General features: G+C 63.5%; 17 protein-coding genes. 4 read left to right on the forward strand and 13 right to left on the reverse strand.

Annotated features, from left to right (window positions below):
* The first annotated feature begins 58 nt into the window (after positions 1-58).
* Positions 59-478: a SufE family protein gene (locus MNR02_RS12030; RefSeq protein ID WP_241597272.1), complete on the forward strand. Its 420-nt coding sequence runs from the start codon at positions 59-61 to the stop codon at positions 476-478.
* A 26-nt stretch (positions 479-504) separates the two neighbouring features.
* Here MNR02_RS12030 and MNR02_RS12035 read toward each other — a convergent pair whose 3' ends face one another.
* The 10 genes from MNR02_RS12035 to MNR02_RS12080 all read right to left on the reverse strand — a co-directional run bounded on the left by MNR02_RS12035 (position 505) and on the right by MNR02_RS12080 (position 8,708).
* Positions 505-1,302: a DUF6456 domain-containing protein gene (locus tag MNR02_RS12035; protein ID WP_241946940.1), complete on the reverse strand. Its 798-nt coding sequence runs from the start codon at positions 1,300-1,302 to the stop codon at positions 505-507.
* A complete protein-coding gene (locus tag MNR02_RS12040) occupies positions 1,295-1,762 on the reverse strand; it encodes a helix-turn-helix domain-containing protein (protein ID WP_241946941.1) in 468 nt (155 codons plus the stop codon). Before MNR02_RS12040 ends, MNR02_RS12035 begins: the two co-directional genes overlap by 8 nt.
* Positions 1,763-1,986: 224 nt before the next feature.
* On the reverse strand, positions 1,987-2,421 hold the full coding sequence (locus tag MNR02_RS12045) for a MucR family transcriptional regulator (protein ID WP_241597278.1): 435 nt from the start codon (positions 2,419-2,421) through the stop codon (positions 1,987-1,989).
* 423 nt (positions 2,422-2,844) lie between these two features.
* A complete protein-coding gene (gene mnhG, locus MNR02_RS12050) occupies positions 2,845-3,201 on the reverse strand; it encodes a monovalent cation/H(+) antiporter subunit G (protein ID WP_241597290.1) in 357 nt (118 codons plus the stop codon).
* On the reverse strand, positions 3,201-3,557 hold the full coding sequence (locus MNR02_RS12055; RefSeq protein ID WP_256465725.1) for a cation:proton antiporter: 357 nt from the start codon (positions 3,555-3,557) through the stop codon (positions 3,201-3,203). Before MNR02_RS12055 ends, mnhG begins: the two co-directional genes overlap by 1 nt.
* Positions 3,557-4,030, reverse strand: coding sequence for a Na+/H+ antiporter subunit E (locus MNR02_RS12060; RefSeq protein WP_241946942.1), 474 nt, complete (start codon positions 4,028-4,030; stop codon positions 3,557-3,559). The genes MNR02_RS12055 and MNR02_RS12060 overlap by 1 nt, the downstream gene beginning before the upstream one ends.
* 1 nt (position 4,031) lies before the next feature.
* Positions 4,032-5,573, reverse strand: a complete 1,542-nt coding sequence (locus MNR02_RS12065) for a Na+/H+ antiporter subunit D (RefSeq protein WP_241946943.1) — start codon at positions 5,571-5,573, stop codon at positions 4,032-4,034.
* 17 nt (positions 5,574-5,590) lie between these two features.
* Positions 5,591-5,971 carry a Na+/H+ antiporter subunit C gene (locus tag MNR02_RS12070; protein WP_241597300.1) on the reverse strand — a complete coding sequence of 127 codons (381 nt, stop codon included), beginning with the start codon at positions 5,969-5,971 and terminating at the stop codon, positions 5,591-5,593.
* Positions 5,968-6,387 carry a Na(+)/H(+) antiporter subunit B gene (locus tag MNR02_RS12075; RefSeq protein WP_241946944.1) on the reverse strand — a complete coding sequence of 140 codons (420 nt, stop codon included), beginning with the start codon at positions 6,385-6,387 and terminating at the stop codon, positions 5,968-5,970. The genes MNR02_RS12070 and MNR02_RS12075 overlap by 4 nt, the downstream gene beginning before the upstream one ends.
* Positions 6,384-8,708 carry a putative monovalent cation/H+ antiporter subunit A gene (locus tag MNR02_RS12080; protein ID WP_241946945.1) on the reverse strand — a complete coding sequence of 775 codons (2,325 nt, stop codon included), beginning with the start codon at positions 8,706-8,708 and terminating at the stop codon, positions 6,384-6,386. Before MNR02_RS12080 ends, MNR02_RS12075 begins: the two co-directional genes overlap by 4 nt.
* Before the next feature lie 222 nt (positions 8,709-8,930).
* Between MNR02_RS12080 and msrB the strand changes: the two genes are divergently transcribed.
* Positions 8,931-9,338: a peptide-methionine (R)-S-oxide reductase MsrB gene (gene msrB, locus MNR02_RS12085; RefSeq protein WP_241597309.1), complete on the forward strand. Its 408-nt coding sequence runs from the start codon at positions 8,931-8,933 to the stop codon at positions 9,336-9,338.
* A gap of 4 nt (positions 9,339-9,342) precedes the next feature.
* Here msrB and MNR02_RS12090 read toward each other — a convergent pair whose 3' ends face one another.
* Positions 9,343-9,846: a GNAT family N-acetyltransferase gene (locus tag MNR02_RS12090; RefSeq protein ID WP_241946946.1), complete on the reverse strand. Its 504-nt coding sequence runs from the start codon at positions 9,844-9,846 to the stop codon at positions 9,343-9,345.
* 113 nt (positions 9,847-9,959) lie between these two features.
* Between MNR02_RS12090 and MNR02_RS12095 the strand changes: the two genes are divergently transcribed.
* Positions 9,960-10,463 carry a hypothetical protein gene (locus MNR02_RS12095; protein WP_241946947.1) on the forward strand — a complete coding sequence of 168 codons (504 nt, stop codon included), beginning with the start codon at positions 9,960-9,962 and terminating at the stop codon, positions 10,461-10,463.
* 9 nt (positions 10,464-10,472) lie between these two features.
* On the opposite strand, the gene MNR02_RS12100 is transcribed toward MNR02_RS12095, so the two are convergent.
* Together MNR02_RS12100 and MNR02_RS12105 are read right to left on the reverse strand one after the other, a co-directional pair.
* Positions 10,473-11,159: a hemolysin III family protein gene (locus MNR02_RS12100; protein ID WP_371746666.1), complete on the reverse strand. Its 687-nt coding sequence runs from the start codon at positions 11,157-11,159 to the stop codon at positions 10,473-10,475.
* 73 nt (positions 11,160-11,232) lie between these two features.
* Complete coding sequence (locus MNR02_RS12105; protein WP_241597318.1) at positions 11,233-11,556, reverse strand: TraR/DksA C4-type zinc finger protein; 324 nt, start codon at positions 11,554-11,556, stop codon at positions 11,233-11,235.
* Between the two features lie 295 nt (positions 11,557-11,851).
* Here MNR02_RS12105 and MNR02_RS12110 point away from each other — a divergent pair, with 295 nt between their 5' ends.
* The gene (locus MNR02_RS12110; RefSeq protein ID WP_241948868.1) at positions 11,852-12,712 is read left to right on the forward strand and encodes a VOC family protein; all 861 of its coding nucleotides are present in this window, start codon (positions 11,852-11,854) and stop codon (positions 12,710-12,712) included.
* Positions 12,713-12,726: the final 14 nt, after the last annotated feature.

Genomic DNA, 12,726 nt, shown 5'->3' on the forward strand with positions numbered 1-12,726 from the left:
CGGTTCAAATCGCCCGTGCCCTCGCCTATATGAAGGGGAACAGCGGAATGGACGGACCATGGCAGAGCTTACGCAGATCATCGACGACTTCGCCTTCCTCGACGAGTGGGAGGACCGCTATCGTTATGTCATCGAACTCGGCAAGGCACTGCCGGATCTGGCGGAAGACAAGCGCACGGCGGCCAACAAGGTGCAGGGCTGCGCCAGCCAGGTCTGGCTCGTCAGCCACAGTGCCGGCGGCGCCGACCCGGTCATGACCTTCGAGGGCGATTCGGACGCCCATATCGTGCGCGGGCTCGTTGCGATCGTGCTCGCCATCTATTCAGGAAAGCGGGCCTCCGAGATCGCAGCCCTCGACGCCATCGATACCTTCAACGAGATCGGCCTCGTCGAACACCTCTCCTCCCAACGCGCCAACGGCCTGCGCTCCATGGTCAAGCGCATCCGCGAGGAAGCGGCAATAAAGGTGGCGGCGTAACCGTTCCTCGTCCGGATGCCTCCCACCTATCGCCCCATCTCCGGCCGATAGTCTTCCGCACCCCATCGATGCGCGCGCTGTCCTCTGGCGACCGGCGGTGCATAGTGGCGGGCGAGCGCCATGAGGGCGGCGCGCAGCATCAACTTGGCGGAGCGGGCCGGCCATTGTCGTTCACGCTCCACCGTTTCCAGCCCCTTCATGAAGCAGCAGACATCCAGCACCACGCCCGACAGTTCCGGGCCGATGGCCTCGACGGCGCGTGCGACGCGCAGGCGCGCGGCAAGTGCGGTATCGCTGATCTCGCGGGCCGCCCCCGCCTCGCCCTTCTGGCGGCTCGCGATGCGCGGCTCCCAAGACATGGTCATGCGCGGCTGCAGGCCGCCGCGGGTGAAATCCGCATGCAGGCGCTCGCCGGCGGCAATCGCGCTTTCCGGCAGATAGGCCTCGCCGGATTTCTCCTTCAGCCGCGCGATGCCTGACAACGGCGATTCGAGCCGGTTCATCACTGCCGTTTCGCGCGCGCCGTCCTGCACCACCATTACGCCGGTGAGGTCGCGGTGCTGGCCGGCGAAAGGCGTTTCGGCCGCGTCGAGGCGGCGTTTCAGATAGGCCCGGGCCTCAGGCGTCGCCGCCAACCGATCCCCCTCCTGCCGGATGAGGCCATCACGCAGCGCCCGGGCGAGAACCGTCGGCATCGCAGGCATGGTGCGCCCGTCGCGGTCTGTGAGCGTGTCGCCACCGCCAAGCGTTGCCACCCGGGCGGCAAGCATGAACCGCAGGAGCCGCGCCAGGGCCGCATCGTCTTTCCCGTTTATCTCACGCATGGCTGCCGATCCCCGAGGGGCCGAAGACGGCGAGTACGGCGCGCTCGATCGACGCCACGAAGGCATCGAAGGAGGCATCGTCGCGGCGATCCTCCACCCGGTTGCAGGCATGGCCGACCGTGGTGCGGTCGCGGCCGAAGGCGGTGCCGATATCGGAAAGCGACAGGCTCAGCACCACGTGGCATATATACATGGCGACCTGACGCACATGGCTGGTGGAACGACGCCCGTCGCGCCGCCACAGCGGGCGGTCGCTCGCCAGCGCCGTCATTTCCAGCACGAGATGGCGGACGATTCGGCAGGCGATATCCGGTGGGACGACGGGCCCGTCCGGACCATCCATGGCGCGGCCCGGCCGCGCGGAGCGGCCCACGCGTTCGGCACTCTTGGTTTCCGGCGCGGCATCGGCAGGAACGGGCAGGCAGGACGGGCGGGCGTGCGGAACAAGGAACTGATGCATGAAGAGCCACTCCGTTAATAGGAATTTATTCATACACCCTAGAGCGCAAACGGGGATGAATGAAGCACTTCAGCGCAACCTTTCCTTGAAAATATTAACATTTTTTTGAAACTCATCCCCGCATCTAGGCTTTTATTCCTCAATGATGCTCCCGTTCAGCAAAAGAAAAGGCCGGCGCCCCTGGAGGCGCCGGCCTTTCGATTCCTGCGACGTCGATGCGGCGCTTACTTGCCCTTGCGGCGCTGGCCGAGGCCCATTTCCTTGGCGAGGCGCGAACGGGCTTCCGCATAGGCGGGCGCAACCATCGGATAATCGGCCGGCAGATCCCACTTCTCGCGGTATTCCTCGGGCGTCATGCCGTGATGGGTCATCAGGTGGCGCTTCAGCGACTTGAACTTCTGGCCGTCTTCCAGGCAGATGATGTAGTCGTTCTGCACGGACTTCTTCACCGGCACGGGCGGCTTCGGCTTTTCGGCAACGACAGGTGCCTCGACGGCGGCGGCGGGCTGCGTCGTGTTGTTCAGCGCGGCATGCACATCGGCGATCAGGCCCGACAGTTCGGAGACCGGCACGACGTGGTTGCCGACATAGGCGGCAACGATGTCCGCGGTCAGTTCAACGAGCAGGGTGGAGCCGGCGGCAAGGGTATTATCAGTCATGTCTTTCTCCTGTCGAACGTGCGCAAGCCGATAGTCTCTTCCCATCCGCCTACACTTCAATTTGTGCACAAAGCCTTGTTCCTCGACGTCCGGGCCGCGAAACAACACCCGTCTTCGGGCGCGCCTGCCAAAACACCGAAATTCTACACCAATATAATTTCTGCAATCACATACTCTGCTTCTGCGAGGCGATCTCAACAAAACCTATAGCGGGCGAGCTAGATTAGGGAGACGCACAACCTAAGCAGGAAAAATGAACACGAATTAAATCAGCGCATCGGCTTTACTTCATCTGAAATATCATTACGCAATTTAATGTCCAGCATTATCTTGCCGTTAGGAAGCAATAGATTTTGCCAAGTCTCTTCGCACGGAAGAATTCAAGAACTATTCCAAGTTTTAGAATATACTATTGAATGGATATCAGCGTTTCTTGGCGTCGCGCCGTTCGGAATCGCGCATCTCGTCCACCGTCGAGACCCTCGCGAGGCGGTATCCGGCCTTGTGCGCGGCCCGGGCGAGAAGATGGGCCCCCACCGGCGCGGTCAGCACGAAGAACACGAAACCGGCAAAGGCCCGCATGAAGATCGCGATGTCGAGCGAATGGATGCCTGCTGCAAAGAGCATGAGCCCGGACCCCACCGTCCCGGCCTTCGAGGCCGCATGCATGCGCGTATAGACATCCGGCAGGCGCACGATGCCGAGCGCGGCCAGAAAGACGAAGATGCCGCCCGCAACGAGCATGACGGCCACGATGAGGGCGAGGACAAGATCGAGCATCAGCGCGCCCTCCCCTTGCGCCGGCCTTTGCCGCGCTGCGGCCTGTCCGGCACGAGTGCTGGGTCTTCACCATCCTCCGACATGCCATGGCTCAGCACAAAGCGTGCGAAGGCCACGGTGGCGAGAAAGCCGACGAGCCCGAGGGCGATGGCGATGTCGATATAGAGATTGAAGCCGGTACGGATGGCGATGACGGCGATGAAGCCGATGGCGATAGCCACCAGCATGTCGAGCGCGACGATGCGGTCCGGCAGGGTCGGGCCACGGATGACGCGCCATGCGGTGAGGAAAAAGGCCACACACATCAGCCCAAGCGCGAGCGTCGACGCGGCGGAGAGGATCGTTTCAGCGCCCATCAGCGGAAGGCCTCCATGATCTTCTTCTCGAAACCGTTTGCGATATCCCGCCGCGCGGCGGCTGGATCGGAGCAGTCGATCGCGTGCACATAAAGCACCTTGCGGTCCTCGGAGACATCAACAGACAGGGTGCCCGGCGTCAGCGTGATGAGATTGGCGAGCAGCGTGATCTCGAAATCGCGGTCGACCGTCAGCGGAAAGGCGAAGATGCCCGGCTTCAGCGCCATTTTCGGACTTGCCACCAGAACCGCGACCTTCCAGGCCGAGAGCGCAAGCTCCTTGATGAACAGCAGGACGAGCGACAACACCTTCAGCGGTCGGACGCGACGGCCGTCCAGCTGGATATGGCCTCGGATGAGCCAGAGCGACAGCGCCCCGGCGGCAAGGCCGAGCAGAAGATTGGGGATGGTGAAGCTGCCGGAAACGGCAAGCCAGACCAGCGCGAAGAGCGCGACGATGACGGCGGGCCGCATGTCAGGTTCCTCCCGGGAAGACCGAGCCGATATAGGCGCTCGGATCGGACAACCCCTGCGCGGCGGCCTGGATGGTCGACAGGAGCGCGTCCGGGAACAGGCCGAAGACCACCGTCAGCGCCGTGAGGGCGGCCAGCGGCAGCAGCAGGCTTGCGGGAATGGCCGTCGCCGGCAGGGCTTCCGGCGCGGGACGCCAGTAAGCGAGCGCAAAGACCCGACCGAGCGCGATGGTAACGAGGAAGCCGGTGAGGAAGACCGCCGCCACCAGCCACCAGGCGCCGATATCCAGCGCCGCCTTGGCGACCATGACCTTGGGCCAGAAGCCGGAAAAGGGCGGCAAGCCGGATGCCGCAAAGAACAGCACGAGCGACAGTCCGGAAAACAGCGCCGAGCGGCCGTAGAGCCCGCCGAGGCGGTTGAGGTCGAAACTGCCGGCAAGCCGGCCCATCAGCCCCGCGGCCATGTAGAGCGCCGTCATCACCACCATGGAATGCAACGCATAAAAGATCGCGCCGCCGACGCCGCCCGGGCTGCCGAGCGAAAGGCCGGCGAGCATGATGCCGATGCCGGAAATGACGACATAGCCGAGGACCCGGCGAACATCGCTCTGGCCGAGTGCGCCGAGCGCGCCGACGATCATCGTGGCGGCGCCGGCAAGCGCGATGACGAAGCTGAGCTCCTCCCGCTCGACGGGAAACAGCATGATGAGCGTGCGCAGCAGCGCATAGATGCCGACCTTCGTCAGCAGGCCCGCGAAGAGCGCGGCCACGACGATGCGCGGCGTATGGTAGGAAGCCGGCAGCCAGAAATTCACCGGGAAGGCCGCGGCCTTCATGCCGAAGGCGAGCAGGTAGAGCGTCGCAAGCGTCATCAGCGGCAGGCTGTCACGCCCGGCCGCCGCCTTCAGGGCGATGTCGGCCATGTTGAGCGTGCCGAAGATGCCGTAGAGATAGCCCGTCGTGGCGAGGAACAGCGTCGTGGCGATCAGGTTGAGGAAGGCATATTTGATCGCACCGTCGATCTGGCGCGGCTCGGAGCCCAGCGTGATGAGCCCGAAGGACGCGATCAGCAGCACCTCGAACCAGACATAGAGGTTGAAGATGTCGCCGGTCAGGAACGCGCCGGAGACACCGGCCATCAGCAGAAGCAGAAACGGGTAGAAGCCATAGCGCCGCCCGCTGCCGTCGATATCGGCGATCGCATAGACCGCGCCCGCCAGCGCCACCACCGCGCCGGCGAGTGCGAACAGCACTCCCGTCAGGTCAGCGGTGAACGCGATACCGAAGGGCGGCAGCCAGCGGCCCATCACCATTGTCACCGGGCCGTTGGCCAGAACATGGCTCAGCAGCAACCCGTCGAGCACGACGAGGATCGCGAGCGCCGGCACGGCCAGCCACGCCTGCAGGTGCAGCGACTTGCGCAGCATCAGGAGAACCGCGCCGGCAAGGATGCACCAGGCCGGCGGCAGCACGACCAGCCAGTCGGCGGTCGCGACCGGCGTCATGAGGAAAGCTGCAGAAAGATCGGCGGTGCTTGCGGCCATTGGCGGGTCGGTTCCTGTCAGTAGCCGGTCGGCGGAAGGGGATCGTTTTCCGGCTCGGCCGCGCGCATCTCGTTACCGTTGTCGGTGCCCAGGTCCTGATAGGCGCGATAGACCAGCACGAGAAGAAAGGCGAAGAAAGAGAAGGAAATGACGATGGCCGTCAGGATCAACGCCTGCGGCAGCGGATTGGCGGTGAGCATCGTCGGCACGTCGTGCCCGTCAGGGATGATCGGCGGCACCTCGCGCAGGATGCGCCCGTTGGTGAAGATCAGGAGGTTGACGCCGTTGCCGAGCAGCACCACGCCGAGCAGCACGCGCACGAGGAACTTCGAGAGCATGAGATAGACGGCGGCGGCGAAGAACAGGCCGACGAGCAGTGCGAAAGGAAACTCCATCATGCGTCGTCCCCCGCCTCGAGCGCCAGCGCGATGGAGGTGATCGATCCGACCACGACGAGGTAGACGCCTGTATCGAACAGCATCACGCTGGACAGCGGGATCTCCACGCCGAGGATGACCGGCGTGATCCACAGCCCGGTCATGAAGGGCACGGCGAAGAAGATGGACATCAGCCCGGCGAGGCAGGCGATGAAAAGCCCGAAGGCCGAGATCGCCATCGGATGGAACCACAGCGCACGGCGCACGGCTAAAATGCCGTTGGCAATGCCGAAAATGGCAAGCGCCGAAACGGCGATCAGCCCGCCGATGAAGCCACCACCCGGCTCGTTATGGCCGCGCAACAGCACGAACAGCGAAAACAGCACCATGAGGGCGGTGAGGAAGGGCGCAACGGTGCGAAAGATCAGAGTGTTCATGCCCGCCTCCCCTTGCGGACGCGGATGAGGGAGAGGATCGCAAGGCCCGTCACCATGACGACGGCGATTTCGCCCAGCGTGTCCGTACCGCGGAAATCGACGATGATGACGTTCACCACATTGGCGCCGTGCGCAATCGTCTTGGAATAGAGGTTGAAGAAGTCGGTGAGCGCAGTGTCGAAGCGCGCCTGCGTGACCCTCAGCAGGAAGAGCGCGAAACCGAGACCGCAGGCGATGGCGATCACTGCATCGGGGATCTTCTCGCGCAGCGGACGATGGTCGCGCGGCGTCAGCTTCAGCCGCGTCATCGCAAGCGCCAGGATGACGACGGAGAGCGTCTCGATCATGAACTGCGTGAAGGCGAGGTCCGGGGCACCAAACAGCAGGAAAAGCATGGCGACGCAGAAACCCTGGATGCCGAGCGCAACGATGGCCGTCAGCCTGTTCCTGGCCATCAGCACCGCGGCGATGCCGAGCGCGGCCAGCACCATGACCGCCAGTTCATGGAACGGCATGTCGGCGGGCCAGACCGGGGCACGCGGCCATTCGCCGTACACTGCCGGCGGCACAAGCAGCGCCAGTGCCACCACGACGAAGGTGGCGGTCATGTAGATTTCCATGAGGCCGGGCTGGGTGAAGCGCGCGACCCGTGTCGAAAAGCGAACAAGACCGCGCATCGCCTGGTCGAAGCCCCTGTCGGGGCCCCAGCCGATATCCTCGATCAGCCGGTCGGCTGCCCCGCGCGCCGCGTTCAGCTTCAGGAAGACGGCGACGCCAATGGCGACGGTCAGCAGCGAGAGATAGAGTGCGATGCCGGCATGCGGCACCGCCGAGATGGTGACCGTCTGCGCTGTGCCCGATATGGCGGAGGCGAGCGGCGAGGTCATCAGCGCGTGGGCAAGCCCCGAGAAGATGCCGATCGCCAGCCCCGTCACCGCCAGCAGCACTGGCCCGATCCACAGCAGCGCCGGTCCTTCATGCGCCTGTTTCGGTGTCGCAACGGCATTGCCGAGGAAGGGTTTCAGCGCCACGGCGAAGGCCACGGCAAACATCAGCGCATTGCCGATAACGGCGGCAGAAGTGAAGGCAATGGCGCGCGCATTGCCGCCGGCCAGCGCGGCGTAGATTTCCTCCTTGGCGAGGAAGCCGAAAAAGGGCGGCAGCCCGCCCATGGAGAGCGCAGCCACGAGGGCGGCAAGGAAGGTTATGGGCATGGCCCGGCGCAGGCCGCCAAGCTTCGTAACGTCACGCGTACCGGTCTCGTGATCGATGAGGCCGGCGACCATGAAGAGCGCACCCTTGAACAGCGAATGTGCAACGAGATAAAGCGCGGCTGCCGCAATCGCATGCTCTGAACCGAAGCCGGTCAGCATCACCAGCAGGCCGAGCGAGGCGACCGTCGTATAGGCCAGCATCAGCTTCAGGTCCGTCTGGCGAATGGCAAGCACCGACCCCACCAGCAGCGTGAGACCGCCGAAGGCCGGCAGGATGGTTTCCCAGGCGGGTGTTGCGCCCATCACCGGGTTGAGCCGCATCAGGAGATAGACGCCCGCCTTCACCATGGTCGCCGAATGCAGGTAGGCCGAGACCGGTGTGGGCGCTTCCATGGCGTTGGGCAGCCAGAAATGAAACGGAAACTGCGCCGACTTGGTGAAGGCACCGCCCAGCATGAGGAACAGGATCGCAAGATAGAACGGGCTTGCGCGCACCTCCGGGCCGAAAGACATGAGCAGCGAGAACTGCGTGACATCAGTCACGTCCCACAGGAGCAAGAGGCCAGCCAGCAGGAACAGCCCGCCCCCGCCGGTCACGATCAGCGCCTGCAGGGCGGCGCGGCGCGAGGCCTCGCGCGCATGGTCGAAGCCGATCAGCAGGAAGGAGGTGATGGAGGTCAGTTCCCAGAAGACGAACAGCATCAGGAAGCTATCGGACGCGACGAGACCGAGCATCGAGCCCATGAACATGAGGATGAACGAGAAGAACCGCCCCTGATGCTTGTGCCCCTTCAGGTAGCCGCCGGCATAGAGCACGATCAGCGTGCCGATGCCGGAAATGAGCAGCAAAAAGGTCAGCGACAGGCCGTCGATCAACCAGGAGAAGCTGACATTGTAGGACGGCACCCACATATAGCCGCCCGTGACGATGCGGCCGTCTGCGACGTCGGCGTTGAAGCCCAGGAAATGCAGGAAGACGGCGAAGGGAATGAGCGCAAGCGGCCAGGCGGCGTTGTGGCCGAGCAGGCGCGTCAGGAAGGGTGCAACAAGCGCGCCGATAAACGGCAGGCAAAAGGCCAGCAAGGTGAAGCCCATGGTGCCTGTCATTCAATCTCCCTCACGTGCGGCTTCGACCGTCTTCTTTCGATCATTCCGGCGCCGTTTCTAGGATGCCCGAAGGAAAATGACCACCCTTGATCGTCACAGCAAGGCATTTGCTCACGACATTATGAGGACTGACGGCAAAGGCATCAGAACGTTCGGCATGATCCGGCGCCCGATTGTCTTGCCACAATTGGCGTCCTATCTATGGAGCAACTGGAGGTTCCCATGAGCGAAACGACGACATTGAAGGTCAACAAGACCAAGGAAGAATGGCGGCAGATCCTGACGCCCGAGCAGTTCCGCATCACCCGCGAGCACGGCACGGAACGTGCTTTTTCAAGCCCCGATTTCGACCTGTCCAAGAAGGGCACCTATCGCTGCATCTGCTGCAACAGGCCGCTCTACCGGTCGGAAGCGAAATACAATTCCGGCACGGGCTGGCCGAGCTTCTACCAGCCGATCGAGCCGGGCGCCGTCGCCGATCACGCCGACTATTCCTACGGCATGACGCGCACGGAAATCCGCTGTTCGGATTGCGATGCCCATCTCGGCCATGTCTTCCCCGATGGCCCTGCCCCGACGGGCCTTCGCTATTGCATGAACGGTGTGGCGCTCAGCTTCGACCCGGACTGACGGCTTAACGCTTCGGCACCTTCAGCTCCATGCAGGTGAGGTCCAGCCAGCGGCCGAACTTGATGCCCACCTCGCTGAAGCGGCCGACAGTGCGGAAGCCGAACTTCTCATGCAGCTTGATCGAGGCGGTGTTTTCCGCCTCGATGCCCGCGATCATGACATGCACTCCGTTGAAGCTCGCGCGCTCGATCAGCGCCTTCATCAGCTTGCCGCCCGTTCCCGTGCCGCGCGTGTCGCTGCGCACATAGATGGAATGCTCCACCGTATGGCGATAACCGTCGAAGGCGCGCCATTCCCCGTAGGATGCATAGCCGATCACCTGTTTTCCGCGTAGCGCCACCAGAACGGGGAAGCCCCGCTCCCGCCGCGCGGCAAACCATGCCTTGCGGTTTTCGAGATCGACAATCGCCTCGTTCCAGATCGCCGTGGTGTTGGCCACAGCGTCGTTGTAAATGTCCATGATGCCCGGAAGGTCGCCTTCCGTGGCGTCGCGTATTGTAATGTCCATGTTTCCCCCGGCTTTCGAAAATGGATTACAAGAGGAGCGGGAAAGCTGTCCAGTCCGAAGAAATGGCCTGATCCATCCGTTCCCTGCCTGTTGATGACCGGAGATCTTACAGCTTGCGCCTCCTTCTTGTCCTGATCGCTGTTTTTTCCCTGCCTCTTGCCGTGCTTGCCGCAGACTGGACGCCCTATGCCAATGCCCGCTTCGGCTTTGCGGTGGAGATACCGCCAGGCTTTTCGCTGGTGCGAGAAGCCGACAACGGCGATGGGCGCAGCTATGCGAATGGCGAGGCGACCCTCGCCGTCTGGGGCCAGACTCTCGCCAACGGCAACTTCACTGACGATGTGGCGGAACGGCGCGCGACCTATGCGCGGGAGGGCTGGGATCTGAGTTACGACCGGCAGACGGCCGGCTGGGCCAGCCTTTCGGGCACGCGCGGCAAGTCGATCCTTTATCACCGGGCGATTGTGCTGTGCGATGGCGCGGCGGCCTCCTTCGTTCTGGAATATCCTGATACGATGAAGAAGGCGATTTCGCCGCTGGTCGGCCGGCTGGTGAAATCGATGCGCCCGGCACAGGGCTGCACGAGCGCGCAGGGCGTCGCACCTGCGGCGCAGTAGAGGGCGGGATCAGACGCCGGCGACGACGCTGGTCAGGACCGCCGAATAGTGCACGGCGGCGGCAGCCACGACGAAGCCGTGCCAGATGGCGTTCTGGAAGCGCAGCTTTTCCCAGACATGGAAGATGACGCCGACCGAATACAGCACGCCGCCGACGACGATCAGCGCGAGCGTGGCCGTGGAAAGATGCGTGGTCAGCGGTCCGGCGGCAAAGACGCCGCTCCAGCCCATGGCGAGATAGATGAGGATCGCCAGCCTGTCGTAACGGCCGGGGAAGAGGAACTTCAACGCGACGCCAGCCGCCGCCATCACCCATATGCCGACAAGCATGGCCGCCAGGAACGGATCGTCGATGCCGCGTTGAAGGAAGGGCGTGTAGGTCGCGGCAATGAGGATGAAGATCGCGGAGTGGTCGAAGCGGCGCAGATGCCACTTCACCGTCGAGACAGGCCAGATATTGTAGGCGAAGGAAATGCCGAGCGAGAGCACCAGACCCACGCCATAGACCCAGGCGGCGGCAAGCTGGCCGCTGCTGGCCCAAACGGTCGCATAGAAGATCAGCGCCGTTACCCCGATCAGCGCGAAGACGACGCCGATGCCATGCACGACGCCGTCGGCGATCACCTCATACCGGTCATAGTTCCACTTGACGCCCTTGATTTCCACGATGTCCTGCCTGCAATGATACAAGACCATATGGTGGTATCTTTGCACCGCGCAGGCAAGGGAAAGCGGGATCAAGAATAATTGCCGGCTGAAACGCGGGCGGTTACGGCCCCGCGATGCATTCCTCGCAGAGCGCCGCCTGTGGCACCGCCGACAAGCGCTCTGCCGAGATGGGCTTGCCGCATTTCGCGCAGGTGCCGAACGTGCCGGCCGCCAGCCGGTCCAGCGCGGCATCTATCGCAGCCAGTTCCTTGAGACCTGTCGCGCCGAATTCCTCCAGCACCTCGTCGTTCTCGCGCTCCACCGCGCGCTCGCCGCTGTCGCTGCTTTTCAGCGTATCGAGATCCCTGTCGATCTTGTGCAGGCGGCCGTAAAGCTCGCGTTTGCGGGTGAGAAGTACGTCCTTGTAATGCGCCAGATCCTTCACGATTCCATCTCCTGGGTTCCTCACGACAGGAAAAGTGGCATCCCGCCCGGCATCCAGCATTGATCGGAATCAAGTCCCACATGCATGCCGTCAACGCCGCATTGACAGTAAATCGCCGAAACACCATCTTTCGTGAACGATGTCAGCCCGCCATATTCCTCCCGACAGAACGGTTTCCGACGGAAACCGAAACAGGGACATTATCATGACGGCCCTCGACAGACGAACCTTTCTCGGCGCAGCCGCCGCAGGCATCGCTGGCGCCGCCGCCCCCCTTCACGCGGAGATCGCATCCATGACAGCCAACACGAACCATGCCATCGACATGCCGGCCTTTGTCGACCATTCGCATCTCAACGTCATCGACCTGCCGATGGTCTCTTCCTTCTACCAGAAGGCAATGGGCCTTTCGGTGCTGGACACGTCCGCATCGGGCGAGACGCTCGGCGTGGGCGGGCGCCCGCTCCTGACGCTGACGACCGGCAGCAACGCCGCCCGCGCGCCACGCACCGCACCGGGCCTGTTCCACACGGCCTTCCTCGTGCCCAACCGCAAGGAGCTCGGCCGCTGGCTGGCGCATGCCGCCCACAACAACGTGCCGCTTACCGGCGCATCGGACCATCTCGTCAGCGAGGCGATCTATCTCGACGACCCGGAAGGCAACGGCATCGAGATCTATCGCGACCGCGACCGCTCGGAATGGACCTATGTTCCTGACGGCGGGGTGAAGATGGCAACGAACCGGCTCGACCTCCAGGCGCTCTATGACGAGGCCCCGAAGGACGGCTGGACAGGCCAGGAGAATGGCACGGCCATCGGCCATATCCACCTTCAGGTCTCGGATATCCCGGAAGCCGACGCCTTCTTTCGCGACGTGCTCGGTCTCGACGTCATGGCGACCTATCCCGGCGCGAGCTTCTTCTCCACAGGCAAGTACCACCATCATGTGGCGGCCAATGTCTGGAACTCGCGCGGCCGGCCGAAACGGAAGGACGGCATGACGGGCCTTTCGGACTATACCCTGCGCTTCAACGACAGGGCCAGGCTCGACGCGGCCGTGGCAAAGCTGGATGAACTCGCCATCCCGACCACCCGCTCCGGTGATACCGTCTCGCTCGTCGATCCCTGGGGCATCGGGCTGAAGCTTTCGGCATAGGCAAGCGTCGCGAG

Origin of the sequence: Shinella sp. H4-D48, from assembly GCF_022637395.1 — a bacterium.
GTDB classification, from domain to species: Bacteria; Pseudomonadota; Alphaproteobacteria; order Rhizobiales; family Rhizobiaceae; genus Shinella; species Shinella sedimenti.